Origin of the sequence: Azoarcus taiwanensis, from assembly GCF_012910885.1 — a bacterium.
Taxonomy (GTDB): Bacteria; Pseudomonadota; Gammaproteobacteria; order Burkholderiales; family Rhodocyclaceae; genus Azoarcus_F; species Azoarcus_F taiwanensis.
Window position 1 is genome coordinate 1 of record NZ_WTVM01000029.1, and the last position, 26,642, is coordinate 26,642.

General features: G+C 65.1%; 22 protein-coding genes. 13 read left to right on the plus strand and 9 right to left on the minus strand.

The features are described 5' to 3' along the window. On the plus strand, window positions 1–401 hold a 401-nt coding region (locus tag GPA21_RS06710; protein ID WP_281355917.1), incomplete at its 5' end, for a molybdopterin dinucleotide binding domain-containing protein. 81 nt (window positions 402–482) lie between these two features. Here the strand turns inward: GPA21_RS06710 and GPA21_RS06715 are convergent. The 3 genes from GPA21_RS06715 to GPA21_RS06725 all read right to left on the minus strand — a co-directional run bounded on the left by GPA21_RS06715 (window position 483) and on the right by GPA21_RS06725 (window position 3,422). Next, the gene (locus GPA21_RS06715) at window positions 483–1,115 is read right to left on the minus strand and encodes a response regulator transcription factor (RefSeq protein ID WP_168987445.1); all 633 of its coding nucleotides are present in this window, start codon (window positions 1,113–1,115) and stop codon (window positions 483–485) included. After that, window positions 1,108–2,901: a sensor histidine kinase gene (locus GPA21_RS06720; RefSeq protein WP_168987446.1), complete on the minus strand. Its 1,794-nt coding sequence runs from the start codon at window positions 2,899–2,901 to the stop codon at window positions 1,108–1,110. The genes GPA21_RS06715 and GPA21_RS06720 overlap by 8 nt, the downstream gene beginning before the upstream one ends. Window positions 2,902–3,002: 101 nt before the next feature. Beyond that, window positions 3,003–3,422 carry a DsrE family protein gene (locus GPA21_RS06725; RefSeq protein ID WP_168987447.1) on the minus strand — a complete coding sequence of 140 codons (420 nt, stop codon included), beginning with the start codon at window positions 3,420–3,422 and terminating at the stop codon, window positions 3,003–3,005. Between the two features lie 296 nt (window positions 3,423–3,718). Between GPA21_RS06725 and cydD the strand changes: the two genes are divergently transcribed. From cydD to modC, 6 genes are all read left to right on the plus strand, one after another. After that, window positions 3,719–5,485: a thiol reductant ABC exporter subunit CydD gene (gene cydD, locus GPA21_RS06730; RefSeq protein WP_168987448.1), complete on the plus strand. Its 1,767-nt coding sequence runs from the start codon at window positions 3,719–3,721 to the stop codon at window positions 5,483–5,485. Further along, the gene (cydC, locus tag GPA21_RS06735; protein WP_168987449.1) at window positions 5,478–7,193 is read left to right on the plus strand and encodes a thiol reductant ABC exporter subunit CydC; all 1,716 of its coding nucleotides are present in this window, start codon (window positions 5,478–5,480) and stop codon (window positions 7,191–7,193) included. The genes cydD and cydC overlap by 8 nt, the downstream gene beginning before the upstream one ends. A 72-nt stretch (window positions 7,194–7,265) precedes the next feature. Then, window positions 7,266–8,558 (plus strand): nucleoside recognition domain-containing protein, encoded by a 1,293-nt coding sequence (locus GPA21_RS06740; protein WP_168987450.1) that lies wholly within the window; start codon window positions 7,266–7,268, stop codon window positions 8,556–8,558. A 14-nt stretch (window positions 8,559–8,572) separates the two neighbouring features. After that, the gene (gene modA / locus GPA21_RS06745) at window positions 8,573–9,349 is read left to right on the plus strand and encodes a molybdate ABC transporter substrate-binding protein (RefSeq protein ID WP_168987451.1); all 777 of its coding nucleotides are present in this window, start codon (window positions 8,573–8,575) and stop codon (window positions 9,347–9,349) included. 18 nt (window positions 9,350–9,367) lie between these two features. Beyond that, complete coding sequence (modB, locus tag GPA21_RS06750) at window positions 9,368–10,054, plus strand: molybdate ABC transporter permease subunit (protein WP_168987452.1); 687 nt, start codon at window positions 9,368–9,370, stop codon at window positions 10,052–10,054. Continuing rightward, window positions 10,051–11,121 carry a molybdenum ABC transporter ATP-binding protein gene (modC, locus tag GPA21_RS06755; RefSeq protein ID WP_168987453.1) on the plus strand — a complete coding sequence of 357 codons (1,071 nt, stop codon included), beginning with the start codon at window positions 10,051–10,053 and terminating at the stop codon, window positions 11,119–11,121. Before modB ends, modC begins: the two co-directional genes overlap by 4 nt. Before the next feature lie 159 nt (window positions 11,122–11,280). On the opposite strand, the gene GPA21_RS06760 is transcribed toward modC, so the two are convergent. Beyond that, the gene (locus tag GPA21_RS06760; protein WP_168987454.1) at window positions 11,281–11,856 is read right to left on the minus strand and encodes a YIP1 family protein; all 576 of its coding nucleotides are present in this window, start codon (window positions 11,854–11,856) and stop codon (window positions 11,281–11,283) included. A gap of 306 nt (window positions 11,857–12,162) precedes the next feature. On the opposite strand from GPA21_RS06760, the gene GPA21_RS06765 reads away from it, so the two are divergent. From GPA21_RS06765 to GPA21_RS06790, 6 genes are all read left to right on the plus strand, one after another. Next, a complete protein-coding gene (locus GPA21_RS06765; RefSeq protein WP_246261805.1) occupies window positions 12,163–12,480 on the plus strand; it encodes a MarR family winged helix-turn-helix transcriptional regulator in 318 nt (105 codons plus the stop codon). A gap of 72 nt (window positions 12,481–12,552) precedes the next feature. Further along, window positions 12,553–13,212 (plus strand): MBL fold metallo-hydrolase, encoded by a 660-nt coding sequence (locus tag GPA21_RS06770; protein WP_168987455.1) that lies wholly within the window; start codon window positions 12,553–12,555, stop codon window positions 13,210–13,212. Continuing rightward, window positions 13,209–13,922, plus strand: coding sequence for a response regulator (locus tag GPA21_RS06775; RefSeq protein WP_168987456.1), 714 nt, complete (start codon window positions 13,209–13,211; stop codon window positions 13,920–13,922). Before GPA21_RS06770 ends, GPA21_RS06775 begins: the two co-directional genes overlap by 4 nt. A gap of 41 nt (window positions 13,923–13,963) precedes the next feature. Beyond that, window positions 13,964–15,571, plus strand: a complete 1,608-nt coding sequence (locus GPA21_RS06780; protein ID WP_168987457.1) for a FecR domain-containing protein — start codon at window positions 13,964–13,966, stop codon at window positions 15,569–15,571. Next, window positions 15,538–17,856, plus strand: coding sequence for a CHASE2 domain-containing protein (locus GPA21_RS06785; protein ID WP_168987458.1), 2,319 nt, complete (start codon window positions 15,538–15,540; stop codon window positions 17,854–17,856). Before GPA21_RS06780 ends, GPA21_RS06785 begins: the two co-directional genes overlap by 34 nt. After that, on the plus strand, window positions 17,853–19,307 hold the full coding sequence (locus tag GPA21_RS06790; protein WP_168987459.1) for an AsmA family protein: 1,455 nt from the start codon (window positions 17,853–17,855) through the stop codon (window positions 19,305–19,307). The genes GPA21_RS06785 and GPA21_RS06790 overlap by 4 nt, the downstream gene beginning before the upstream one ends. On the opposite strand, the gene GPA21_RS06795 is transcribed toward GPA21_RS06790, so the two are convergent. From GPA21_RS06795 to GPA21_RS06815, 5 genes are all read right to left on the minus strand, one after another. After that, window positions 19,294–22,053 carry an EAL domain-containing protein gene (locus GPA21_RS06795; protein ID WP_168987460.1) on the minus strand — a complete coding sequence of 920 codons (2,760 nt, stop codon included), beginning with the start codon at window positions 22,051–22,053 and terminating at the stop codon, window positions 19,294–19,296. The two genes, GPA21_RS06790 and GPA21_RS06795, sit on opposite strands and share 14 nt — an antisense overlap. Before the next feature lie 100 nt (window positions 22,054–22,153). After that, window positions 22,154–22,771, minus strand: coding sequence for a trimeric intracellular cation channel family protein (locus GPA21_RS06800; protein WP_168987461.1), 618 nt, complete (start codon window positions 22,769–22,771; stop codon window positions 22,154–22,156). 133 nt (window positions 22,772–22,904) lie between these two features. Continuing rightward, window positions 22,905–23,456 carry a copper chaperone PCu(A)C gene (locus GPA21_RS06805; RefSeq protein ID WP_168987462.1) on the minus strand — a complete coding sequence of 184 codons (552 nt, stop codon included), beginning with the start codon at window positions 23,454–23,456 and terminating at the stop codon, window positions 22,905–22,907. A gap of 64 nt (window positions 23,457–23,520) precedes the next feature. After that, window positions 23,521–24,927, minus strand: coding sequence for a permease family protein (locus GPA21_RS06810; protein ID WP_168987463.1), 1,407 nt, complete (start codon window positions 24,925–24,927; stop codon window positions 23,521–23,523). A gap of 45 nt (window positions 24,928–24,972) precedes the next feature. Then, window positions 24,973–26,613: an acyl-CoA synthetase gene (locus GPA21_RS06815; RefSeq protein ID WP_168987464.1), complete on the minus strand. Its 1,641-nt coding sequence runs from the start codon at window positions 26,611–26,613 to the stop codon at window positions 24,973–24,975. Window positions 26,614–26,642 lie beyond the last annotated feature (29 nt).

Genomic DNA, 26,642 nt, shown 5'->3' on the forward strand with positions numbered 1-26,642 from the left:
TGCAGAACCCCTACAGCATCGCCACGCCGATCACGCAACTGCATCCGCACAACCCGGTGATCGTGCATCCGGACGATGCCGCGGCGGTCGGACTCGTGTCGGGCGACACCGCATGGCTGGCGACTCCGGGCGGTCGCGCGCGTTGCACGGTGGTGGTTCATCACGGCGTCATGCGGGGCGTGATCGCGGTGGAGCACGGATTCGGCCACCGGGAACTCGGCGCCCGTGCGCACCGCATCGGTCAGAACACTCAGCCTTCTCGCCCGGAGCTGGCGGCGGGGGTGAACCTCAATGATGTGGGACTGACCGACCCGACCCGCGGTGACCGCGCGACCTGGGTCGATACCGTCTCTGGCGCCTCGGTGCGAAATGGACTGCCTGCGAAACTTATGCGCATATGAGCAGTCGTTAGAAATGCATGTGAAGCCTTTTCGCCCCGCCACGCGCGGGGCTTTCTTTTGAGGCGACCCTTTGTCGGGACCTCAATCAAGCGCGTTCGGATCGGCCTTCAGCATGAGCCGCGCGAGCTCCGCGGCGCTGCCGAGCTCTGTTTTCTCCATCACGTGCTGGCGGTGTACGTGCACCGTCTTCTCGCTGATGTCGAGCTGGCGAGCGACCAGTTTGTTCGGCAGGCCGAGCGCGACCAGGCGGGCGACTTCGCGCTCGCGCGGCGACAGGCGTTCGAGCAGTGCGCGGGCATCCTCGCGGCGGGACTCGGCCTCGCGCTCGGCGCTGCGTCGGCGTACCGCGTTGGCGACGGCGTCGATCAGGAGCTGATCCTTGAACGGTTTTTCCAGGAAGTCGCTGGCACCACGTTTCATGGCCTGCACCGCGAGCTCGACGTCACCATGGCCGGTCACGAAAACGATGGGTACGTTCCAGCCACGGACGTGCAACTGCTGTTGCAGTTCCAGGCCGCTCATCGTCGGCATGCGGATGTCGAGCACCAGACAGCCGATCGCTTCGGGCTCAGCGGGACAGGCGGCCAGAAAGTCCTCGGCCGATGCATGCGGCACCACCTGCCAACCGACCGACTCGAGAAGAAAGACCAGTGAGCGCCGAAAGGCGGTGTCGTCATCGATGACGTGAATCAGGTTCTCGGCGGCGTCATTCATGGTGAGGCAGTATAAGCGTGAAGATCATGCCGGGTCCGTCCGCTGCGGGCGTGGCCCGCAACCGACCACCATGCGCTTCGGCGATACGCTTGCAGATCGACAGACCGAGTCCGAGGCCGTCCGGCTTGGTGGTCAGAAAGGGTTCGAACAAACGCGCGCCGACGGCGGGATCCAGACCCGGGCCGTGGTCCCGCACGGAAATGCCTACTCCGTCGTCGTCGGTGTGCAGCGTGACATCGAGTCGACGACGCTCGGGTGGCAGATCCTGACTTGCGTCGTAGCCATTCTTGAGCAGGTTGAGGATGACCTGCTGGATCTGCAGCGCGTCGAGCTCGATCGCGAGCGACGGCGGCAGGCGGTCGTGCACCTCGACCTCGGGCGCCTGTGCCAGCATGCCGCGGAAAAGCGCTACCGTTTCGGCGACCACTTCGCCCGGTCGGCGGGGCGTGCGCTCGCCGACGCGCTTGCGAGCGAAGGTGCGGATGCCTGCGAGAATGCCGGCAGCGCGTTCGGCCTGCTGGACGATCTCGGTCGCCGCCTCGCGGGTGGCGGCCTCGGTCAGTCGATCGGCGTCAGCGCGGCGCACCAGGCTCTGCGCGTAGTTGCCGATCGCCGCCAGTGGCTGGTTGAGTTCGTGTGCGAGCGTGCCGGAGAGCTCACCGAGCACCGAAAGGCGTCCCATGTGTTCGGCCTGCTCCTGGTTGGCGCGCATGCGCGTCTCAATGGCATCCCGCGCAGCCAGGGCCTCGCGCAGCTCGCTGGTTCGCACATGCACCAGATGTTCGACCCGCACTGTGTACAGGACCCACGCGATGAGCATCGTCACCAGCACCGCGAGCGCCGGCCAGTAGCGCTCGGCGAGGCTCATCAGGGTGGGTGCGCGAAGATAGGCGTAAGGACCGATCTGCAGTTCGCGAAACATCTCGTGCACCGACTGGTAGTCGGCCGGCACCGCCCAGTGCGGTGCGGCGCTGGTCTCCGGGGTCGACAGCAGTGCGACCGCTACCGCCCGGGCGAGGGCGGGCGGAGTGTGACGCAGCGTAGCGATCGGCCAGTCGGGATAGAGCCGACTGGACACTGCGCAGCCCAGATCCGGATCGGGGCGGGGCGCTAGCACTTGCAGACGGTCGGCGTACTCCGGGCGTGACTCGAGAAGGCAGGCACGCACGAATCCGGCATCCACCGAACCGTTGGCGACCGCCTCCAGCACCCGGTCCATCGGGAAGCCGACTGATCGAAGTTCGCGAAAATCGCGTCGAGGGTCCAGCCCGAGCGCGTGCAGTTCCCGCCAGATCAGCTGAAACCCGCCGAAGGCCTCCGGGCTGACCACCGCAACGCGCAGCCCCCGCAGGTCGGCGAGCGTCCTCAGCTCGTCGCGTCCGGCGCGAACCACTACCGCGGAGCCGACACTCGCGGCCGGGCTCGGACCGATGCCGGATTCCAGTGTCAGGATCCGGCTTGCGCCGAGTTCTGCCTCGAGCTCCACGTAATGGCCGGGGTTGGTGATCAGGAAGTCGATCTCGCCACGTCGCGCGAGCTCGCGCATGCCGGCGTGATCGAGCGTGAGGATTTCGATCGTGTGGTCGGGCAGCGTGGCGCGCAGATGCGCGGCCATCGGCCCCCATTCCATCTCGGCGGCTTCGTCACCCAGATACGCGAGCACGCCGATGCGCACGGTGGACGCTTCCAGCGACCACGCGTTCGAACACGCCGTGAGGACGGTCAGACAGATCGCCAGCGTGCGGATCAGGCGGCCGGCAAACGGGAACGTCGGAGCGAAGCTCATGCCGTGGAAAGGATCGGACCGGGATGCTCATTGTAGCCTGCCGGCCCCAGGCACACGGCCAGGCGGTGACGGAAACCGTCAGCGCCTGGCGTAAAGCGGAGTCAGAACACCAGCACCTTGCGCTCCGCTTCAAGAATCGCCGCGCCCATGGCATCCGGGCGGGCCGGGGTCACGCCGTCGCGCAGCGCCTCGGCACTGTGGCCTGTGTTGGGCAGGTAGAGCGCGCAGACCGCTGCGGTAGCGCCTTTGCCGATCACCGCGCCGAGCAGTTGCGCCGGGGTCACGTCGTTTGGCTTCAAGGCTTCGCCCCCGGCGTCCCGCAGGGCGATGTCGCCGGCCTGATCGCATAGCAGCACGTGTACCTGGGCGCCCTGTTCCTGCATCTGGTTGGCAAGAACCAGCGCGATGCCCTGGGTCATGGTGCTGCCGGAGTTGAGGATGACCGTGACCGGCTGCGGAGCCTGGGCGTGGGCGGCACCGATGCCGAGCGCGAGTCCGAGGGCGATGAGGGTTTTCTTCATGAGTTGGCTCTCCTGTGGTTTGAGCGGACAGGCACGTCCGGGCCTGAATCCCACGCAAGTGACAGGCCAACCGGAGTCGATTTGCCGCAAGCTCAGTGCTGGTCAGCCATCGGCACCCTCTCGCACATCAGGCCCAGGCGTCTGACCGCTGCCATTGGTTTGCCAGATGACAGTGATCTGTCCCATATGGCAGTTATTCGGCACGCCCGGCAGTATTGATCGGTCCGGAATGGCGCGCCAATCGGCGTGCGCGCGATGTCCGGCGTTCTGGCACGGTTTTCGCGATCCTTCCGGTCATGGAATCCGATGATCGAAAATCCACCGCCCAGTCCGACACCGCCCTCGATGCCGACGCCTTGCGCTGGCTCGGGACCCTGGCCCGCCCGCAACACGGGTGGTTGCGTCTGGCGGTGCTCGCAGGGTTCATGCAGGCTCTGGCGACCATCGCCTTTTCCGCCGCGCTGGCGTGGCTGATTCATGGTCTCGCGGTCGGGGGCATGGCGCTGAAGGACATGCGGATTGCGCTTCTGGCAGTGCCGCTGAGCGTTCTGACGCGGGCTGCGATGGTCTTCCTGCGCGAAGAGGCGGGGATGCGCATCTCTCACGGAGTGCGCGACGATCTGCGCGCACGTCTGCTCGACCGGCTACACGCGCGGGGCCCGGCCTGGCAGGCGCGGCAGGCCGGTGGGGCGGTAGTCAGCCGCCTGCTCGAAGAGGTCGATGCGCTGGACGGGTATTTCGCCCGCTACCTGCCGCAACGCTGGCTTGCGGCACTGGTGCCGCTGGCGATCGTCGTCGTGGTGATACCGCTCAACTGGGTCGCCGGGCTCATCCTGCTCGCGACCGCACCCCTGATCCCCTTGTTCATGGCCATCGTGGGGCATGGTGCACGTACCCGTCAGCAGCATCAGTTCGAAGCGCTGGCGCGCATGAGTGGACAGTTTCTCGAAACCCTGCGCGGTCTGACCACGCTCCGCCTGATGGATGCCCACCGGCGGCAGGCGGTGGTCGTCGAACGCAGCGCGGACGCATTTCGAGCGCGCACGATGAGCGTGCTCCGCCTCGCGTTCCTGTCGGGTACGGTGCTCGAGTTCTTCGCGTCGCTGGCGATTGCGCTGAGTGCGGTGTATCTCGGTTTCGGATTGCTCGGCTATCTGGAGATCGGCTTCGGCGGCACATTGCCGACGCTGTTCGTGGCGCTGTTCATCCTGCTGCTCGCTCCCGAATTCTACCTGCCCTTGCGCGAACTCGGCACTCATTACCATGCCCGTGCCGAGGCACTGGCAGCGGCACGGTCGCTGTCGGAGTGGCTGGACGACGCCGAAGCTGAACCTTCTGCAGTGAGCGCTGGCGTTCTGCCCCCGCGCGACGGGGGTCCAGCCATCCGTATCGAAGGGCTCGGCTTCGCCCACCGCGAGGACGTGCCGGTTTTCGATGGTTTCTCGCTCGATATCGCCGCTGGCGAGTCGGTGGCGCTGACCGGTGCGAGCGGCAGCGGCAAGACAACGCTGCTGCGTCTGCTGCTCGCGCAACTGTTACCCGACCACGGCCGTATCCTGATTAACGGCACGCCGCTCGCCGCACTCGACCCGGTCGTCTGGCGCGAGCGGATCGGCTGGATGAGTCAGCATCCGAGGCTGATGGCGGCGAGTCTGGCTGATAACCTCAGGGTCGCTCGGCGCGATGCAAGCGACGATGAATTGATCGAAGCCCTGTGCCTCGCCGGGCTGGCGGACTGGTACTTCGGGTTGCCGCACGGTCTCGCGAGCCGTCTCGGTGAGGGCGGCCAGCTCATGTCCGGCGGCCAGCTGCGCCGCCTCGCACTGGCACGGCTGAGCCTGCGACCGGCCTCGCTGCTGTTGCTCGACGAGCCGACCGCGAGCCTGGACACGGAAACCGAGGCCCTGGTGGTGTCGCGTCTCGCCACCTTGCGGGCGGGGCGCACGGTGGTGTTGCTGACTCACCGGTCATCGCCGCTCAAGCTGGCCGACCGCATTGTCCGGTTCGACCGCCCCGCCGGCGAGGCCGGCCTCGCGACCCGACTGGAGCTGAGCCATGTCTGAACGCGGCCTGTCTCCCGTCGCTGGTCCGCGCGAACTCCTGCGGCTGCGCTCGCTGTTCGGCAGCGAGCGGCCCTGGATGCTTGCGGGCTTCGCTGTCGCCTGCGCGACGTTGGTGGCTGGGCTCGCACTGCTCGGCCTGTCCGGTGGCTTTCTCGCCGCCGCGGCGATCGCCGGCCTGACGCCGGCCACCGCGCTGGCCTTCAATTTCTTCCCGCCGGCAGCCGGTGTGCGGTTTCTCGCGATCGCACGCACCGCCGGCCGTTGGGGGGAGCGGGTCCTCACGCACGAGGCCACGCTGCGCCTGCTCGCACGGCTGCGCAGCTGGCTTTACCGCGGTGTCGCCGAACTGTCGCCGCGCCAGCTCGGGCGTTACCACGGTGCGGATCTGCTCAACCATCTCACGCGCGACATCGATGCGCTGGACAACCTCTATTTGCGTTTTGGCGTGCCCTATCTCGCGGCCTGGACGGTGTTGTCGATGCTTGCAGTGTCTATGGCATGGTGGTCGCCGGTGCTGAGTCTGCCGGTGGTCGCGTTGATGATGGTCTCGTTACTCGTCCTGCCCTGGCTGGCTTGGGGGCTTGGTGGTGATAGTGCCCGCCGTGCGGTCGAAGCGCGTAGTCGCCTGCGTCGGCGCCTTCTGGATTGCCACGATGGCGCGGACGATTTCTCCTTGCATGACGCTGCGTGGCGCCATCAGCGGGAGGTGACGCTGGCTGCGCATCGCGAACTGCTGGCCGCGCAGCGCGTGCAGCAGCGCCGTGCCGCCGTCTTGAGGGCGATGACCGGTGCCCTCGTCGGGCTTGCGGTGTGGGCGGTGCTGGTACTGGCGGCAGGCGTGTTCGCCGCCGGCGCTCTGCCGGCTCCGTGGCTCGCGGCCTTGCCGCTATTGTTGCTCGGCACCGCCGAGGCACTGCTGCCACTGTCCGCGGCCAGCCTCGAACTGCCGGGCACTGCGGCGGCGGCCGCCCGCTTGCGCGCACTCGTGAGCCAAAGTCCGGCGACCGGGTTCGTCGCACAGGGTCCGATGCCGGGCGGCTTCGATCTGCGACTGGAGAATCTCAGCCACGGTCATGGTGACCAGCCTGACTTGTTCGTCGGTCTGGATGCGGCGCTCCCGGCCGGTCGCCATGTGGCCTTGCTTGGGCCGAGCGGCGGTGGCAAGTCAACGCTGCTGTCGCTGATCGCCCGCCTCGAGGATCCGCGCAGCGGCAGGATTCTTCTCGGCGCACGACCGCTGGCCGAACTCGACGAAACCACGCTGCGCGCCAGCGTCGCGCTGCTTGCCCAGGATGCCTGGGTTTTCTCCGGTACCCTCGCCGACAACCTGCGCGTGGCCGCGCCAGACGCCGAAGACGAGACGATGTGGTCGGTGCTGCGCTGCGTCGGGCTTGCCGACACCGTGTCGCAATGGCCGGAGGGGCTGGCGACCTGGGTGGACGAAGGTGGGGGCAGTCTGTCCGGTGGCCAGCAGCGCCGGCTTGCGCTGGCGAGGGTATTGCTGCGCGAGGCGCCGGTGACGCTGCTCGACGAACCGGCTGAGGGGCTGGACGCCGCGGCCGAGGCTGCTCTGGTCCGGGCGGTACGGCGCCGGCTTGCCGGACGAACCCTCGTCTGGGTGACCCACAGGCCGGAAACCGCGCGCGCCTTCGAGCACGTCCTCCGGCTGGAGTCGGGCCGGCTGTGCGAGACGACCGCGCACCCATAGTTTGTTACGGGTCACCGGCCGGACAGTGTGCGAGAATCTCGCGGCATCGACTTGTCCGCGTCCCGAGCCCGCATGAACTGGATCTTCTTCGGCATCGTCAGCATCGCCTTTCTCGCCGCCGCGTGGCGCGAGCTGCGTCATGTGCCGGTCGAAGGCGTGCAGTCGCCAATGGAGGCCTTGTCCGCCGGCATGATCTCGTCGGCCGGCGGGGCGGTGGAGCTGGCGCTCGGGCTGGTCGGCGTGATGACGCTGTTCCTCGGCCTGATGAAGGTCGCCGAGGCCGGCGGTCTGCTGGTCATCATCGCGCGCCTGATCCGGCCGCTGATGGTGCGCCTGTTTCCCGAAGTGCCGCCCAACCACCCGGCGATGGGGGCGATGATCCTCAACTTCTCGGCCAACGCGCTCGGCCTCGGCAACGCCGCCACGCCCTTCGGCATCCGTGCGATGCAGGAGCTGGACAAGCTCAACACCCGCCCCGGTACCGCGACCAACTCGATGGCGCTGTTTCTCGCGATCAACACCTCGAGCATCACGCTGCTGCCCACCGGCGTGATCGCGATCCGCGCAGCGGCCGGTTCGGCCGATCCGGCGGGCATCCTGCCGACGACGCTGTTCGCCACGGTGTGCGCGACGATCGCCGCGATTACCGCGGCTTTCGTCTACAAGCGTTTTTCCGCGCTGCCGCCGCCGGACCCAGAGGCTGAGAAAATGGATCGCCCATGGGTGCAGGACGACCCCTCGCGCGAGGCGGTGGAAGACCCCGGTGCGTATCCGCTTTGGGTGTCTGTTCTTGCGCTTGGCGGCATCGTGGCGATGATCCCGGCCACTATTCTGTGGGGGCGGGTGATCTCGCCGTGGATCGTGCCCGGCCTGATGATGGGCTTCCTGCTGTTCGGCGTCGCCCGCCAGGTGCGCATCTACGAGGTCTTCGTCGAAGGCGCCAAGGACGGTTTCCAGGTCGCGCTGCGCATCATTCCCTACCTGGTGGCGATCCTGGTGGCGGTCGGCATGTTCCGCGCCAGTGGCGCGATGGACGTGATGGTAACCGTGCTGGGCGGCATCACCGGCCCGCTCGGCCTGCCGGCCGAGGCGCTGCCGATGGCCTTGCTGCGCCCGTTGTCCGGTTCCGGCGCCTACGGCGTGATGGCCTCGATCATCAACGACCCGACCATCGGCCCGGACAGCTACGTCGGCTATCTCGTCACGACGCTGCAGGGTTCGACCGAAACCACCTTTTACGTGCTCGCGGTCTATTTTGGGGCGGTGCAGATCCGCCGCATCCGCCACACGCTGGCGGCGGCGCTGACCGCTGACGTGGTCGCGGTGATCGCGGCAGTAGCGATCTGCAGCTACCTGTTCCTCTGATCCCGGAGTCGAACATGATGACGAGACTCTTCCTGGCCGGCCTGATTGCCCTGACCCTGGCCTTGCCGGCATTCGCCGGCCGCTTCACGATCGCCGCGGCCTCGGATCTGCGCTATGCGCTCGACGAAATCGTAGCCGCCTACCGCGAGGGGCATCCGGATCATGATGTCACCTTGATCTACGGTTCGTCGGGCAAGATGACCACGCAGATCCTCAACGGCGCGCCCTTCGACGTGTTCTTCTCGGCCGACATCGCGTTTCCCGAGCGGCTTGCCGAGGCCGGTTTCACCGCCAGCGAGCCGGAGGTCTATGCGATCGGCCGCATCGTGCTGTGGAGTCGCAGGCTGGATGCGTCCGGATTGAGTTTGCAGGACCTGGTTCGACCCGACATCCGCCGCGTTGCGATTGCGCAGCCGGCGCATGCGCCATACGGCCAGCGTGCCCGAGAAGCATTGCAGGCGGCGGGGGTATGGGAAGCGGTCCAGGGCAAGCTGGTGTTCGGCGAAAACATCGCTCATGCAGCGCAGATGGCGCAGTCCGGCGCAGCGGATGTCGGCATCATTGCGCTGTCGCTGGCGGTTTTCCCGGATCTGGCGGTGCGTCCCCACCTGCTGATTGACGACGCCCTGCACCAACCGCTGACCCAGGGTTTCGTCATCACCCGCCGGGCGGCGGACAACCCGGCGGCGTGGGCGTTCGCCGATTTCATGCACACCGAAACCGCTCGTGAGATCATGCGACGATACGGCTTCGTGCTACCGGACGGTGCGGTGGCGAGTGAATCGGGTTGAACCGTCGATGCGGGAAAGATGTTCGAACTGAGCCCACAGGACTGGCAGGCCATCGAGCTCACGCTCAGGTTGTGCCTGTACACCACCGCAATCCTGCTGGTGATCGCCACGCCGCTGGCCTGGTGGCTGGCCAGTGGCCGCTCGGCGCTGCGTACCGCGATACAGGCGGTGGTCGCCTTGCCGCTCGTGCTGCCGCCCACGGTGCTGGGCTTTTACCTGCTCATCATGCTGGGTCCGCAAGGGGCCATCGGCGGTGCCCTTGAGCGCATGGGGCTGACCCATCTTGCCTTCAGTTTCTGGGGCATTCTTTTCGCCTCGGTCATCTCCTCCATGCCCTTCGCGGTTCAACCTCTCCAGCAGGCCTTCAATAATCTGGGACGCCGGCCCCTCGAGGTGGCCAGCGCGCTCGGCGCCGGGCTGGTTGACCGCTTCTTCACCGTGGTGCTGCCGCTCACTCGTGGGGGCTTCGTCGTCGCGGCAACGCTGATATTCGCGCACACCCTCGGTGAGTTCGGTGTGATCCTCATGATCGGGGGCAGCATTCCGGGCGAAACCAAGGTTTTGTCGGTGCTCATCTACGACCACACCGAGGCGATGAACCATGCTGCCGCGCACCGATTGTCTGCCATCCTGCTGGTGTTTTCCTTCGTTGTCCTGTTCGTGGTGTATTCGATCAACCGTCGTTTCGGTGTCGTCCAGCCGTGACGCTTCGCATCAGGTCTCGCCTGGCGCGCGAGGGCTTCACCCTCGACGTCGACTGTACGCTGCCGATGGAGGGGGTCACCGCCCTGTTCGGACGGTCCGGCTGCGGCAAGACCACCTTGTTGCGCATCATTGCCGGCCTCGAACGCGTGGCCGGTGCCGAGGTGCGCTTCGGTGACGAGGTGTGGCAGCGGGATGCCGCTTTCGTGCCGCTGCATCGCCGGCGTATTGGCCTGGTGTTCCAGGAACCCAGCCTGCTGCCCCACATGAGCGTGCGGGGTAACATGCTCTACGGCTACCGCCGCACGCCCGAAGCGGAACGTCGCCTTCATCTGCCCGAGGTTGCCGACATGCTCGGCATAGCAGAATTGCTGGACAGGCCGGTGGATCGGCTCTCGGGCGGCCAACGCCAGCGGGTCTCGCTTGGGCGGGCCTTGCTGACCAGTCCGAAGCTGCTCTTGCTCGACGAGCCGCTGTCGGCGCTGGATACCCAGACCAAGCGCGAGATCATGCCCTTTCTGTCGCGACTCGCGGACGAAGCCGGGGTCCCCATGGTCATGATCACCCACTCGCCGGCAGAGGTCGAGCGGCTTGCCGACCGTGTCGCCTTCATGCGCGAGGGTCGCATCGAACGCATCGAAAGCCTGCGCGAGGCCATGGCGCGACCGGATTCGCCACTTTTCGACGACGAAGGCGCAGCGTCGGTGCTTGAAGGCGAGGTTGCCGAGCTTGCCGAGGATGGTCTGTTCGCTTTCGGACCACCTGAAGCACGTCTCTGGCTTGGTGCGACGTCCTCGGTTGCGGTTGGCGTGACCACGCGAGTCCGGGTTCTGGCGCGGGATGTGAGCCTTGCCCTGGATGACCCTGCGCGAGTCAGCATGCAGAATCACCTTCTGGTGCGTATAGAACGTACGGATACCCTCCGCTCGGGACATGCGCTTGTCTCATGCCGTTTGGCTGACGGGCAGCTCCTGCTCGCCGAGCTGACGGTTCGTTCGGTCACTCGCCTCTGTTTGCAGCCGGGCCAGTCAGTTTTTGCCCTGATCAAATCCGTCGCGTTGGTAGATTAGGGTTTGGACGGAAGCTTGGACCGTTGCGGCGTGACGCTTTCGACCAACTTCTCTGAAAAGAAGGCTCACGAATCCGCTCCGGCCTCACGCCTCCGTGAGCGCCCGCGACGATGCCTGGCACCGTCGCGCCGACTCCGGGCGCCGCGCTCCGAGCTTTGTTCAACGCGCGATCATGAACGGCATGAGCGTAAAACCGACCAAGATGAACCAGACGAGCACGCCAAGTGCGATGACGGTGATAGCGAGATTGGCGGCGTCCAGATCGTCCCCGACCTTCAGCAGCCCCTCCACACCACGCATGATCAACGCGGCGGAAGCGCCGAGAGCCAGTAGCGGGACCCCGATCACCAGCCAGATTTCGTTCTGAAGAAGAATGAGCGACGAAAGCCACAGCGGAACCGGTGCAACTGCGGCGACCTTGAAGGCATCGCGATAGGTACCGCTCCCGCCATGTGAGGTGGCCAGGCTCCGGATGGCCCAGGCCATGAGCGGCACGACCAGCAACTGCAATGCGAGGAACTGCAGCGCCACCAGCCACCATACCGGGGCGGATACCGTGGGAAAGTAAGCCGGGCCAATGTGGGTGGACGCATAGATAATCATCAGTGGCGGGAGTAATGCCATCGGCAACACCAGCCGGTATATCAATTGACTGGGTGCCAGATCGGCGTTGGCGAGCTTGTCCCAACCCGCATGGGACGACCACAGCATTCGCGGGTACTGGATGAGGTCCATCGCGCATCCTCCTCTGGATGGCCGAGCGTGCGTTACATCACATTTTGATATTAAGCGCGATCTTCGGGAATGCAAGGACGATTCCCGTCATGATTCCTGCCGGTATCATTTGTCCCGTTGTTTGGGAGGTGGTGCCAGTGGGAGACTTCGATCGCATGTCTCTGGGAGGATGAAATGGAAGACGGCGCGCTGGGTATCGACAAGATTCGCACCTTGGCAAACTTCCGTTATCAACTAAGGCGCTTCGAGCGCTTTTCCGAATTGCTCACCCGTCAGCACGGCGTTACCTAGCTGCAATATCTTCTGATGCTTCAGATCAAGGGTTTTCCAGGCCGCTCCTGGGCGACGATCGTCGAATTGGCGGAACGCCTTCAGGCTCATCACCACGGCGTCATTTCGCTGATCAAGCGCTGCGAGAGCCTCGGCATGGTCACAAGATCGCCGGGACTGGATGACCGTCGTACCGTTCAGGTGCGTCTGACACCAAAAGGCAATGAACTCGTCACGAAGCTAGCGAAGCTCCATCGGGATGAGCTCCTGGCCCTGCAGGAGGTGTTTACGGTGCCGGACAGGAAGGTCTTGATGACTTCTCAATCTGATGGGCATCCCGGCGGCGGACCGTGATCTGGGACGCGGTGATGCCTGCGCATCGCTGGGTTAGACTACGCTTTTTACAAGCGCAAGATACGCACGCCGATGATCGACTACCGCATCGTTCCCGTCACGCCCTTCCAGCAGAATTGCAGCGTGATCTGGTGCTCCGAAACACGCAAGGCCGCCGTGGTGGACCCGGGCGGCGACATTGACCGGATCACCGCCCTGATTGCGGAGCTTGGCGTCAGCGTCGAGAGAATTCTGATCACTCACGGCCATCTCGATCACGCCGGTGGCACGGCCCGGCTGGCGGAGAAGCTCGGCGTGCCGATCGATGGGCCGCACATGGACGACCGCTTCTGGATTGATGGCATGGAGGAACAGAGCCGGATGTTCGGCGTTGCCGGTGCGCAAACCTTCACTCCGGATCGCTGGCTGGTCGATGGCGACACAGTCAGCGTCGGCAAGGCCACGCTGCAGGTCATTCATGCGCCGGGCCACACGCCGGGTCATGTCGTGTTCTACCAGGCCGAAAGCAAGATCGCCTTCGTCGGTGATGTATTGTTTGCGGGTTCGATCGGACGCACGGATTTTCCGCGCGGCGATCATGCCACGCTGATTTCATCGATTCGCGACAAGCTGTTTCCGCTCGGCGACGACGTCTCATTCGTCCCTGGTCACGGACCGGTATCCACGTTTGGTGAAGAACGGCGCGGCAACCCCTTCGTTGGCGACTTTGCACTCGGGAGGCATGGCGCGTGAGACTGGGATGCCTCGAGGATGACACGGACACCCGCGAGGCCGTGCGAAGCTGGCTCGAGGCGGCGGGGCACGACGTACACGTGTTCGCGAGCGGGCGCGACTTCATGCGAACCGCGGCCCGCGAGAGCTTCGACCTTTTCGTGCTCGACAGCAATCTGCCGGACGTCAGCGGCCCGGAAGTGCTCCACTGGCTTCGCACCGACCGGAATGACGCGACACCGGTGGTGTTCGTGACCGCCCGGGACGCAGAGGAGGACATCGTCGCCCAGCTTACCGCCGGTGCAGACGACTACATCGTCAAGCCGGTGCGACGTGCCGAGCTGATCGCCCGAATCGATGCAGTCTTGCGGCGCACGCGACCTGCGCCCGCGAGCGACGCCCTGGAGGCCGGACCTTATCGTTTCGATCTGGTGCATAAGCGGGTGCATGACGACGGTGAGGAAATCGCGCTGACGGACAAGGAATTCGATCTTGCGGTCTTCCTGTTCCGCAACGTTGGCCGTCTGCTGTCGCGTGGCCATCTGCTCGAGGCGGTCTGGGGTCGCAACCCATCGGTCGCTACCCGCACAGTGGACACCCATGTCAGCCGGGTGCGCGGCAAGCTCAAGCTGCGGCCGGACCGCGGTTTTCGACTGGTGCCGACCTATAACTACGGCTATCGACTCGAATGCACCACCGACCCCGAGCCGCCGTCGTTTACGGGATCCTGACGGCCTTTCACCGCTTCATCTCTCGCATCTGGAGTCTCGCGATGTCTGCCAAGACCTTTCTGAAGCGCTGGGTTGCCGGCGCGATCGTGGCCCTGGCGGCGCTGCCGTCGCTTTCGTTCGACGAGATTCGTTACGAGGTCCAGCCGGGTGACACGCTGATCGGTCTGGGTGAGGCGCTGCTCGCAAGACCGGCAGACTGGGTTGTGCTGCAGCGCCTGAACGGCATCGTTGATGATCGCCGCATCCCGATCGGCACTCAGCTGCGCATCCCGGTCCGGCTTTTGCGACCCGTGCCAAGAGAGGCAGAAGTCGTCGAAGTGACCGGTCACGCGCAGGCGAACGACGTGCTCATCGTGGAGGGTGACCGCATCGGTGCCGGCGTGACCTTGCAGACCGGTGAAACCGGGCACGTCGTGATTCGGCTGCCGGATGGCTCGGAGCTTTCCCTGCCGGCGCGGAGCCGGGCGCGAATCGATACCCTGCAGGGTTATGCTGGAACCGATACCCAGGATCTCGGTGTCGATCTCGAGCAAGGGCGGGTGGAGTCTCGTGTCGTGCCGCAGCGCGGTCCGGCTGCCCGTTACCGCATCGACACGCCCACGGCGGTGATCGGTGTGCGAGGCACGGACTTCCGTGTCAGCGCTGCTCCGGAAGAGGGTGCAAGCCGTGCGGAGGTCACCAGTGGCACGATACGTGTCGTGCGCGCCGGGCCGGCCCCGGGGCCGGCACGCGACTTGACGGGTGGTTTCGGTCTGGTCGCACGCAGCGGAGAGCGCCTGCCGGCGCCGGTGCCATTGCTGGAGCCGCCTGCAGTCGATGCCCTGCCGGTGTTGTTCGAGCGTCCGCTGCTGCGCATCGAGCCGCCGGCACTGGCCGGAGCGAGCGCCTTTCGGGTGCAGGTTCGAGCCACCGGGACCCGCGCAATGTTGTTTGACGAGGTGTTTTCGGGGCAGTTTCGAATTGCCGGTCTGGACGACGGTGCCTATGTGATGCGCTTGCGAGGTGTGGATGCGGATGGTATCGAGGGACAGGATGCTGAACATCGCTTCACCCTCAAGGCACGACCGGAACCACCCTTCATGTCCATGCCCAGAGCCGATGGCAAGGCGCCGGCCGGAGTGGTGCGGTTCGAATGGGCGGCCGCGCCGGAGGCCGGGCGCTACCATTTGCAGGTGGCCGAGGTCGGAGACGCGTCCGTATTCATCCACGACGATGTGGCAGTGGCCGGCACGGCCGCCGAGGTGAAGCTGGAACCCGGGCTCTACACCTGGCGTATCGCCAGCATTCGCCCGGATGGGGATCGTGGCCCGTGGTCGGACGCGGCGGGTTTCGAGGTGCGACCCCCACCCTCCGAGCCTGAGCCGCCGGAGATGGGTGATGAAGAGATGGTGTTCCGCTGGTCGGGCGAGCCGGGTCAGCGCTTCGACGTCGAGTTCGCGTCCGATCCGGATTTCAGCCGAGTGATTCATTCGGCCTCCACCGAGCTGCCGGAATGGGCAGTCGCCAAACCCGGTCCGGACACCTACTGGATTCGTGTCCGGGCGATCGATCCAGACGGCTTCGTCGGTCCGTGGACCGCCGGCCAGAGTGTCATTGTGCCGGCCAGGTTCCCGTGGTGGATGTTGTTGCTACCCCTGCTGGCACTGTGAGTCCGCACCCGCTCGCGATCAGTCGCACGCTTGTCGAATGGCTGCTCGTGACCCTGCTGTGCGCCGGGATTGCGGCTACGGCAACGACGCAGAACTGGCTGTGGCGGATCGATGGTCTGATCTACGACGCAGCGCTCGAGCTGCGCCGCGATACGCCCGAGCCAGATGTGGTCGTCGTGGCGATCGACGACCGCAGCCTGCTCGAGATCGGTCGCTGGCCGTGGAGCCGGGCCGTCCATGCAGCCCTGCTGGAGCGCCTGACTGAAGCAGGCGCGGCGGTTGTTGCCTTCGACATCATTCTGCACGAGTCAGTCCGCGACAATCCGCTCGCCGATCAGGTGCTCGCCGAGGCAATTGCCGCCCACGGTGCAGTCGTCCTGCCGGTGACTCATGTCGCCTATGGTGCGCGTGGAGATGGCGAGGGATTGCCGGCGAAGCCCTTCGCCGAGGCGGCTGCTGCGCTCGGCCATATTCACATCGAGCTCGACCCAGACGGAATCGCACGCAGCGTCTACCTGTGGGAAGGGATGAACCGGGCGCACCATCCCCAGTTCGCGCTGGCGGCGCTGAAGTTGCATTCGCCGCATGTAGCTCAGGGCTTCGAACCGCCGGGCGAAAGCATGGCCCCGGGCTGGCGGCGGGCCGATTGGCTGCGGATTCCGTTCATCGGTCCGCCGGGCACGTACCGTCATGTTTCCTACGTCGATATCCTGCGTGGCGATGTCGATCCGGCTGAACTGAGTGGGGCGATGATATTCGTCGGTGCGACCGCCGTGGGCATGGGTGACATGGTGCCGACGCCAACCTCGGGTCACGCTCGATTGATGCCTGGCGTCGAGATTCACGCCACGCTCTTTCAGGCGCTACGCCATGGCGACCGCATTGCGATGCTGGAACGCAACACCTTGTCGGCCCTGGCAGTCATCATCATTGTCTTGTTGTCGCTGATCCTGCTTCGCTCTTCGCCGAGGGTGGCGTTGCTCGCGACATTCGCCTTCATGCTCGTCGTGCTCACCGGGGCCATCGCATTGCTCGCGCTGGGCAGTCTATGGTTGCCGCCTGCGGGTGCGATGCTTGCCGGGATACTCGTTTATCCGTTGTGGAGCTGGCGCCGCCTCGAGAGCGCCCAGAACTATCTGGATGCAGAGTTGCGCGCACTGCAGGAGGTCGGCACCCATTTCGCCCCGGTATTGCCGCAGCAGTCGCCGGAGCAGGTGCCCGACCGCTTCCGCGCCCGAATCTCGGTGGTTCGCGAGGCTGCGCAGCGACAGCGAGCACTGCAGCGTTTCGTGGCCGACACCCTCGACCGCCTGCCTGTGGGGGCCGTGGTGATCGATACCCGGGGGCAGCTGCGGCTCTGCAATCCGCGTGCGCGCGCGCTGCTTGGTGTCGACGAGGACTGGGCGATTCGGGCGACCCTGGCGGCAATGCCCTGGCCGGAGGGTGCGCTGGCCGACTCCTTGTCGTCGGAAACAGTCCAGATCGAAGTGGTGCTCGGTCCGGGGCGGGTCGTGCTCGTTTCGGCTGCGAATCTGATGGATGAGGATGGCCTTCCGATGGGCACGGTGGTTGGCGTCGACGATCTTGCAGAGTTGCGCAGAGCGCAGCGCAGCCGCGACCAGACGCTGCACTTCCTTTCGCACGATCTGAGGGCGCCGATGGCGGCGATACTCACCCTGGCCGAAATCGAACGCACCGGAACGCCAGCGGGGGGCGAGAACAGCTTCGTCGCGCGGGTCGAGCGCCAGGCGCGCACTGCGCTCGAGCTTGCGGACAATCTGATCCGGCTCGCCAAGGCGGAAAATTCTGATCCAGCCCGCTTTGAGCCAGTGCAGCTCGATATTCTGCTTCTCGACGCCACCGACGAAGTCTGGTCGCTGGCGAGTGCAGCCGGTATCGAACTCGTCACCGGGCTCGAGTCGGCTGCGGAGTCCGACGAGGCCCAGGTCAATGGGGACGCGGATCTCCTCAGGCGGGCACTGATCAATCTGCTGACCAACGCCATCAAGCATACGGCGGCGGGTGGTCGGGTGAGCGTGAGCTACGAGCGAGATGGCAGCGATTGGCTGATCCACGTCGAGGATAACGGCAGCGGGATAGAAGCGGATATGCGTGAGCGTCTCTTCCAGCCTTTTGCTACCGGCGCAGGCAAGGGCAGGCTTGGTGGTGTTGGCCTGGGTCTGCTGATGGTCAGAACTGTTGCCGAGGGTCATGGAGGTTCAGTGTCGCTCGTCAGTGAACCGGAGAAGGGAAGCGTGTTCACGCTGCGTCTGCCGGCCGCATGAGCGCCATGTCAGTTCATCCGTTTCGGATCTGGCGCGTTGTCGGCGCTGTTGTGCTCGTGCTGGTCATGTTGTTGCTCGCCACTTTCTATCTGGCCCGCCCGGGAATCGAGCGCTGGGTCGTCCAGCGAATCGAAGCCGCGCTCGATGCCGCGCTGGCGCCCGATGTGCGCATTGAGGGCCCGCTGGTGTGGCAGGTGTGGCCTCAGCCCAGGCTCATGCTGGATGGGCTCTCGGTCATCGATGGTGGCACAGCCTTGATTCGCAATGAGCGTCTGGTGCTCGAGGTCGATGTCGAGGCCTTGCGCAACCAGTTGCTGGTGGTCGAGCGGGTTGTGCTCGAGCGGCCTGAGATCATGCTGGGCAATGACCCGGCGCGGTGGTTGTCCGCCGATGCCTGGCTGGTCCCGAGTCGTGGCGCCGCTTCCTCAGCGCCGCCGGTGGTTCGCCGGATCGTCGTTCGCGATGGCCGGCTGTCGCTCGCTGGGCCAAGCCCGGTGGATGTTGACCGCGTGATGGTCGAACTCGAGATGCCTTTGGACCGTTCCCGGCCCGGAAGGATCGTCATCGACGCCGAGCTTAGGGCGATGGTGCAGGGTTTTTCGATGGCAGGGCGGCTTTCGCAACAAGGCGAGTTCGAGATCGAGGACTCGGGTGTGAGACTGCGTGACGCGGCATTGCGTTTCGACGGGACTGCTGACACCTTCGATGCGGTCGAGCTGGATCTAGTGGTCAGCGAACTGCTTGTGGCGGACGACGAGACACGCGCACGGGGCCTCGATCTCGCCGTGAAGATGCGCGGTGCCGAACAGGCCTTCCGCCACGCTTCCTCGGCTGCCGAACTGGTGCTCACGGGCGATGAACTCATCGCGACCGAGCTGACGGGGGAAACGGCGTTCGAGGACGGTGTCAATCGTGCTGTCGGTGACATTCGGCTTCGGCAGTTGCGGGCGACGGCTCGCGATGGAATCCATGCCGAACTAGCGATCTCGCTGACGCTGGCCGGCCCGCTCGATGCAACGGGTGACTTCGATGGTCGTATCGATTACGCGATCGATGACGACGGTGCTGAGCATGTGCAGGCAAAAGGGCGGCTGGGATTGCGCCTCCCACCCCCGAGGGCGGACGCCGGCGAGATTTTCACTGAAGTGGACACCCGCATCGATTGGTGGCCCCGGGCGAGCCGGGCGCAGGGAGCGGTTGCCGGGCGATTCGATGACAGTGAACTGGCAGGCACCTGGCGCTTCGATGCCCACGACTTGCGGCCGCTACATGTCGATCTCCGAATGGACCGGTTGGATCTCGACGGCTATCTGGGCGTCGCCGCTTCCGACGCCCCGCCCGATCTCGCTCCGTGGCGCTCATGGCCACTCAGCGCTGAACTCATGATCGGCGAGTTGCGCTGGCGTGGCCTGGAGACGACGGACACTCGTCTGTCGATCAATCCGCATTGACGGCGTTCGACAGCCGTCTTCGCCAAAAGCTCTCGAACTCCGCGCCGGGTAAAGGCCGCGAGAAAAGGTAGCCCTGCTGGAAGCCACAGCCGCCGGCGATCAGAAAACGCATCTGCGACTCGTTCTCGACGCCTTCGGCGACTACGCGCAGTCTCATGTTGTTGGCCAGACCGATGATGGTGGTGATGATTGCCGCGTCGTCGGTGTCGTCGACCACGTCGCGTACGAACGCCTGGTCGATCTTGAGGGTGTCGATCGGCAATCGCTTCAGATAGGCGAGGGATGAATATCCGGTGCCGAAATCATCGATCGAAAGCTTCACGCCGAGAGCACGCAATCGGCGCAGGGTTTCGATGTTGCGTTCGGCGGCATCCATCATCACGCCTTCGGTCAGCTCGAGCTCGAGGCACTCGGGGGGCAGCCCTGTGTGCGCGAGTACGCGCGCGACCGTTGCGGCGAACTCGCTTTGCCGGAACTGCAGCGGGGAAATGTTGACCGCCACCGGAATCGGCGGAAGCCCGGCAGCCTGCCATGCGAGGTTCTGGCGGCAGGCTTCGTTCAGCACCCAGTCCCCGAGCTGGACGATCAGACCGGTTTCTTCCGCCACCGGAATGAAGCGCGCCGGGGAGATCATGCCCTGCTGAGGGTGATGCCAGCGGACGAGAGCCTCGAAGCCGACGATACTTTGATTCGCGCTGTCCACCTGAGGTTGGTAGTGCAGCTCGAACTGCTCTTCGCGAAGCGCGTTGCGCAATGCATTCTCGAGCTGCATGCGTTCGAGCACACGTTCATTCATCTCGGTGCGGAAGAAGGCATAGTTGTTACGGCCCTCGTCCTTGCTGTGATACATCGCGGCATCGGCATTGGCCGACAGGGTTTCGGCGTCGCCGCCGTCGTCCGGGTACAGCGCGATGCCGATGCTGGCAGTCACCGCCAGCTGACGATCCGAGACGACACATGGTTCGGCGAGACAAGCCAGTACCTTGGCGGCCACGTGCGCCGCGTCGTCTTCGCTGGCAATCTCGGGGAGCAGCAGAGCGAATTCGTCGCCGCCCGGCCGGCCGACGGTGTCGGTTTCGCGCAGCACCGATTTTATGCGTCGGGCGATCTGTACGAGTACCTGGTCTCCCACGTGGTGGCCGAGCGAATCGTTGATGTTCTTGAAACGGTCGACGTCGAGGAACATCAGGGCGAGCCTGCCCCTGCGCCGCCGGGCACCGGCCATCGCCATGGTCAGGCGATCGTTGAACAGCAGACGGTTCGGCAAGCCGGTCAGGGAGTCGTGCTCGGCCAGGAAGCGGATGCGTTCTTCGTTCGCACGGCGTTCGCTGATGTCCTCGACGAGCATGACGATGCCCTTGGCCACGTCTTCCGGGTCAAGCTGCCGGACGTAGGCACGCGCCCAGAAGCGTTCGCCGCATTGCCTGGTGAACTGCCTTTCCATTGTCAGCGTCTTGCCGGTGCGTATTCCGCTGCGTACACGCTCCTGGGTTTCCCGGTAGTCGTCGGCATCGTCATGGACGCGCTCCAGCGTCTCGCCCGACAAGGTGTCTTCACTGAAGCCGAAGATCAGTTCGAACGCAGGATTGAGACGGGTGATACGGCCATCCTGCGTGATCGCGATTCCGATTGGGCAGGCATCGAGGATGGACTGCAGCTCGTCGGCCCGTTCATGGCTCTCCTTCTGCGATCGGGCCAGGTCGTCGAACACGTTGAAGAAGCTCGCAGCGACATCGCCGATCTCGTCGTAACCATAGTCGGCGCGGTTGCTGTCGGCGGGGTGCGTGCGTGCCCTGACAATGTCGTCACGCAGCGCGATGAGTCGTCCCAGCGCCATGCGCATCGCAAGCCATACCAGCAGACCGACCAGAATCGAGGAAGCGAACAGCAATAGAATGGCAGTTCGCCGGGAATCCGCCACCGCTGCGAAGGCTTCGTCTGCCGGCATGATCGCGCCGAGAATCCAGCCGGTGGTTCCCAGGGTCCGGAAACTCATGAGCTTGGTCTCGCCATTGTTCATCACGCCGATACCGGTTCCCTCCCAACCGGCAAGCGCCTGATCGAAGACCGGGCTCGTTCCGGCAGGGAGATAGATCTCGAGAGGCGTGCGGTTCTCGCCACCGACCAGCGTCAGCCTGTCCTGGGTCGTGATGATGAAGTGGCCGCGCTGTCCGTAGGCGCGCTGGCTCAGGGAGCCGAGAAAGCGAGGCGCGAGGAGGTCGAGCGAGCCGGTCAGAATGCCGCTCAGCGTGCCGTCCGGATCGGAGATCGGTACCGACATGGCGACCATCGGGCTGCCGGTGACCCTGCCCTTGAACGGTGCCGAGATGACCGGCTTCCCGGTGTCGATGACTTTGCGCAAGTGTGGCAGCGAAGAAACGTCGGTGCCTGCACGACCCGGCAATGCCGGCATGTCGCCGAGCACTTTCAGCGCCGGAGAGACGACGATCAGCGCGTCGAACAAGGCCAGGCTGCCCTGTTGCACGGCGAGATAGGCGTTCAACGCATTGGCGTCTTCCAATAGCGCATGGTCCATGCTCGAGGCCACGCGTGAGAGTGCATCGAGGTTGATCCGAACCCTTTGATCGACCTCGTCTGCGATACCCGCCACCATTGCCGACTGCTGCTCCGCGATGCTGCGCTTGAGCGAGGTCTGAATCAGATAATCCTGTACCAGCAGTCCGGAGCCGAACAGCGCAATGAGCAGAATGGCCGCGGCCAGCGAGGATTTCGTCTTTAGATTCACGGATAGTCGAGCGAAATTGAGCGTTTCAGCATATCACTGCGATCCGGGCCTCGGCTCGGTGGAATATCACGTTTTGATCTCGATCAATTTCCCGTGAAGGTCATTTGCGTGCTGTGAACACCGGCAGTCGCCATCCGAAGACGATCGCACCGAGGCGTATGACGAGGACGAGTCCGCCTCCGGCGAGCGCCGCCCAGCCGGCGCCGACACCGGCAACGACCAATCCAACCAGCAACAGCGCGCCGGCCCACGATGCGGTGGCGTACAGCTCGCCACTGAACACCAGTGGCACCTCATTGCACAACATGTCGCGCAGGATGCCGCCGAATACGCCGGTGACCACACCCATCAGGCTCGCCACGAGCCAGGGCGCTCCGACCGAAAGCGCGGCCTGCGTGCCGCTCACAGTGAACAAGGCAAGACCGATCGCATCGGGCAGGAGGAAGAGCTTGGTCGGCAAGCGCACCAGGCGTACCAGCGTGAAAGTGGCCATGCCGGCGACGATCGCGGCGATCAGATAGGTTTGATCGGCGATCCAGAATACCGTGCGGTCGAGCATCACGTCGCGCAACGTGCCGCCACCGAGTGCCGCGGCCAGCGCCACGACCACCATACCGAAGAGATCGAACGGCCGCCTGCCGGCTTCCAGCACGCCGGAAGAGGCATTGACCGCCACTGCGGCGATACCGATCGTGTAGAGCAGGGTTTCGATGTTCATTGAGCGCGAGCATAACGCAGTTGGCGCCAATGGCGCACGTCGGCAGATGGCGCGCGGTGCGGAGGTCTAAAGAAGCAAGTGAGGCCGGTCCGACTGATGTCGGAACCGGCCTCGGGGACGAGACGGCAGGCGCTCAGCGCAGGAATGGATCGCTGCGAAGAGCGTCGTCCAGGCCTTCCGAGCGGGGAGCGGTCACCGGGCGTTGCAGTGGGTCGGAATGGATGTCCTCGACCCGCTCGGCCGGGAAGCGGACCGGCGTGGCGCGAACCCGTCTGCTCACCTCGCCTGCATGCTCGAAGACCAGCGTCACGGTGTGCGTGCTGCGCGCGCGGACCGGCGTACGGGTATTCTCGAGCAGCAACCAGGCAGTGTCGCTTCCCAGTGTGATCGGCACACCGGCAGGCAGCTCGAGGCTGTCGAGCACGACTTCGCGCAGCGTGCCGTCGACCTGTTGCAGGGCCCGGATGCTGACCTGCTCCGCCTGATCGCTGCGCACCGCGATGAGACGATCGTTGCGCTGTGACAGATTCACCAGCGTCGCGAAGAGCGGGGTGTTGGTCATCTCGACCGAATAGGCCGGCATCCACGCTTCGCGCCACTGGATCTCCTGCGCGGTAGCGGGGGCTGCTGCCATCAGGCTGCCCATCAGCGTGGCAAGGATCGCGAGGGTGTGCTTGGGTTTCATGTTAGCTCCTGGGAGTCGTTGGCCCGGTGGGCGGGCCACCGGGCGATGAGCGGCGCGTGCCGCTTCAGGATGCCTTGGCCGGCACCGGATCCTCGGGGTCCGGTTCGTGCGGCATGTTGTCCTCGACGTGGATCGGCTCGTCGGCGGGCGCCTGCTTGCTGCGGCGCTCGATCAGCAACCACATCACCAGCCCGGCGCCGAGGCCCCAGGCCGCGCCGTGGGTGGCGAGCACTACGCCCATTACCCCGGCCACACACATGGAGGTGGCGTTGTCGATCTGCTCGACCGCGACCGCGATACACAAATAGCCGGTAATCAACAGCGTGATCGACAGCGCGATCGGCAGCACCGGGCGGAACAGGGTGATCAGTGGCAGCAGAAACAGCGCGATGAAGCCGACGATCCAGAAGATGCCGGCGCCCGAGTAGATGGTGTCCATCGCGCCGCGGCCATAGCGGTAGCGTTCGGCGATGGTCGCCATCGCGCCGGTGAACAACGGGCCGGCCAGTCCCGGGTAAGGCGCGAACAGCGCATGGATGCCATTGCGGATGCCGGTGACCAGATGCACCCGGTCGACGTTGACCTCGATCTTCTCGTCCGGCCGAAGGTGGTCGACACGTGCGAGCAGACTCTGGCCGACGATGATGTCGCCGAAGGCGATGATGTAGGCGATGATCGCGGTCGGAATCGCCAGCATCAGCAGATCGACGCCGGGGAAGCCGACGGTGAAGGGCAGGTAGTTCCAGATTTCACCGAAGGCCGGCGTGGCGATACCCCATTCGATGCTCGGCAGCGCATACTCGCCCACGCCCCAGCCGATCGCCATCGCGATCAGCATGCCCGGCACCATGCCGTAGCTGGCGACGATCTTGGCCCAGCGATGCTGCTCGGTCCAGTCGCGGAACGACAGCGAGAACAGCACGTAGGCGGTGACCAGGCCACCGATGCCGAGCGAGATCGGCGTCGAGTAGGCGCGACCGCCCGGGCTGATCTCACCGGACAGCGCGGCGATACCGGCGCCGAGCAGAATGCCGGCCTTGATCGAGTTGGGGATGTTGTTCACCAGCTTCGAGCCCAGGCGTGTGACCGCCATGAAAAGGAAGATGAAGGTCACCACCAACTGCAGTGCGACCAGCGCGCGAATCGCGTCCGGGCCGGGCTCGAACTGGCCGATGAACAGCAGCACCACCGGAATCGCCGGTGTGATCCAGCCCGGCACGAAGGGTACCCCGAGCAGGTTGGGCAGCATGAAGCCGATGCCGCAGATCACGACGTAAGCGAGCGCCACGTCATAGGGCAGACCGAGGTAGCGCTCGAGAAGCGGGATCATGCCCATCGCGACGACGAACATCACCAGCGCCTGAATGGTTTCGGGCACTTCCCAGCGGTAGTGGATGAAGGGTAGGCGGATCTTGAATGGTCCGGCCGGCCAGTAGGGATGTTCCTCACCGTGTTTGCGTTTCAACAGCACTTGGATTTCCTCCCGGGTGGATGGGTCTGCTTATGTGGAGTGGATTCAACCGATGGCGCCTGCCGACTGGGCCTGCTGGCGCAATACGAACTTCTGGATCTTGCCGGTCGAGGTTTTGGGCAGGACGCAGAATTCGATGTGCTTGGGCACCTTGTAGCGCGCGAGGTGGGCGCGGCAGTGCTCGATGATGTCTTCGGCGGTGACGTTGGCGCCGTCCTTGACCTCGACATAGGCCGCCGGCACTTCGCCCCACTTTTCGTCGGGCTTGGCGACCACGGCGGCGGTCAGCACCGCCGGATGGCGGTAGAGCACTTCCTCGACTTCGAGCGAAGAGATGTTCTCGCCGCCGGAAATGATGATGTCCTTGGAGCGGTCCTTGATCTTGACGTAGCCGTCCGGGTGCATGACCGCGAGGTCCCCGGTGTGGAACCAGCCGCCGGCGAAGGCTTCGTTGCTCGCCTTCTCGTTCTTCAGGTAGCCCTTCATCACCAGGTTGCCGCGGAACATGATCTCGCCCATGGTCTCGCCGTCAGCCGGCACCGGCAGCATGGTTTCCGGGTCGAGGACGGCGATGGCTTCCTGCATGTGGTAGCGCACCCCCTGGCGGCCGTTGCGCTCGGCACGGCGGTCGATCGGCAGATCGTTCCACTCCGGATGCTTGGCGCACACCGAGGCCGGGCCGTAGGTTTCGGTGAGGCCGTAGACATGGGTGATGTCGAAGCCGATGCGCTCGGCACCCTCGATGATCGCCGCCGGGGGGGCCGCCCCTGCTATCAGGCCGGACACGCTGTGCTCGATGCCCGCGCGCAGGCCGTCGGGGGCGTTGATGAGCATGCCGTAGACGATGGGCGCACCGCACAGGTGGCTCACCTTGTGGCGGCGGATCAGCTCGAAGATCAGTGCGGGGTCTACCTTGCGCAGGCACACGTTCACGCCGGCATTCGCGGCCAGCGTCCACGGAAAGCACCAGCCATTGCAATGGAACATCGGCAGGGTCCACAGATAGACCGCGTGATGCGGCATGCCCCAGCTGACGATGTTGGAGGTGGCGTTGAGATAGGCGCCGCGGTGGTGATAGACCACGCCTTTCGGGTTGCCGGTAGTGCCCGAGGTGTAGTTGAGTGCGATCGCGTCCCACTCGTTCTTGGGCAGGGTCCAGACGAAATCCGGGTCGCCGGCGGCGATGAAGTCCTCGTATTCGATCTCACCGATCCGTTCGGTGCCCGGATACTCGGGGTCGAGCACATCGACCACGACCGGCTTCGGGCCGTCGAGCTTGTCGAGTGCGGCACGGATGGTGTCGGCGAACTCGGGGTCGGTGATCAGCACCTTGGCTTCGCCGTGACCGAGCATGAAGGCGATTGCATCGGCGTCCAGCCGCGTGTTGAGCGTGTTGAGCACCGCACCGGTCATCGGCACGCCGAAATGCACTTCGACCATGGCCGGCACATTGGGCAGCATCACCGCGACCGTGTCTCCCCGGCCGATGCCCTGCTGGGCCAATGCGCTTGCCAGCCGGCGGCAGCGGGCGTAGGTCTGCGACCAGGTGAAGTTGCGCGACCCGTGCACCACCGACAGTCGCTGCGGATAGACCTGGGCGCTGCGCTTGATGAAACTCAGCGGCGACAGCGGGACATAGTTGGCCGGGTTGCGTTCCAGGCCCTGATCGTAAATGCTGCTCGGCATCTGCTCTTCTCCACTTGACCCGTCTTGAC

What these genes read in the sequence shown, in the direction of transcription:
- GPA21_RS06800 (WP_168987461.1), bottom strand. Translation starts at nt 22,771, where the DNA reads ATGAACATCGAAACCCTGCTCTACACGATCGGTATCGCCGCAGTGGCG.
- cydD (WP_168987448.1), top strand. Translation starts at nt 3,719, where the DNA reads ATGGAATCCGATGATCGAAAATCCACCGCCCAGTCCGACACCGCCCTC.
- GPA21_RS06740 (WP_168987450.1), top strand. Translation starts at nt 7,266, where the DNA reads ATGAACTGGATCTTCTTCGGCATCGTCAGCATCGCCTTTCTCGCCGCC.
- GPA21_RS06770 (WP_168987455.1), top strand. Translation starts at nt 12,553, where the DNA reads ATGATCGACTACCGCATCGTTCCCGTCACGCCCTTCCAGCAGAATTGC.
- GPA21_RS06790 (WP_168987459.1), top strand. Translation starts at nt 17,853, where the DNA reads ATGAGCGCCATGTCAGTTCATCCGTTTCGGATCTGGCGCGTTGTCGGC.
- GPA21_RS06805 (WP_168987462.1), bottom strand. Translation starts at nt 23,456, where the DNA reads ATGAAACCCAAGCACACCCTCGCGATCCTTGCCACGCTGATGGGCAGC.
- GPA21_RS06765 (WP_246261805.1), top strand. Translation starts at nt 12,163, where the DNA reads ATGCTTCAGATCAAGGGTTTTCCAGGCCGCTCCTGGGCGACGATCGTC.
- GPA21_RS06715 (WP_168987445.1), bottom strand. Translation starts at nt 1,115, where the DNA reads ATGAATGACGCCGCCGAGAACCTGATTCACGTCATCGATGACGACACC.
- GPA21_RS06760 (WP_168987454.1), bottom strand. Translation starts at nt 11,856, where the DNA reads ATGGACCTCATCCAGTACCCGCGAATGCTGTGGTCGTCCCATGCGGGT.
- modA (WP_168987451.1), top strand. Translation starts at nt 8,573, where the DNA reads ATGATGACGAGACTCTTCCTGGCCGGCCTGATTGCCCTGACCCTGGCC.
- GPA21_RS06720 (WP_168987446.1), bottom strand. Translation starts at nt 2,901, where the DNA reads ATGAGCTTCGCTCCGACGTTCCCGTTTGCCGGCCGCCTGATCCGCACG.
- GPA21_RS06725 (WP_168987447.1), bottom strand. Translation starts at nt 3,422, where the DNA reads ATGAAGAAAACCCTCATCGCCCTCGGACTCGCGCTCGGCATCGGTGCC.
- GPA21_RS06815 (WP_168987464.1), bottom strand. Translation starts at nt 26,613, where the DNA reads ATGCCGAGCAGCATTTACGATCAGGGCCTGGAACGCAACCCGGCCAAC.
- GPA21_RS06780 (WP_168987457.1), top strand. Translation starts at nt 13,964, where the DNA reads ATGTCTGCCAAGACCTTTCTGAAGCGCTGGGTTGCCGGCGCGATCGTG.
- modB (WP_168987452.1), top strand. Translation starts at nt 9,368, where the DNA reads ATGTTCGAACTGAGCCCACAGGACTGGCAGGCCATCGAGCTCACGCTC.
- cydC (WP_168987449.1), top strand. Translation starts at nt 5,478, where the DNA reads ATGTCTGAACGCGGCCTGTCTCCCGTCGCTGGTCCGCGCGAACTCCTG.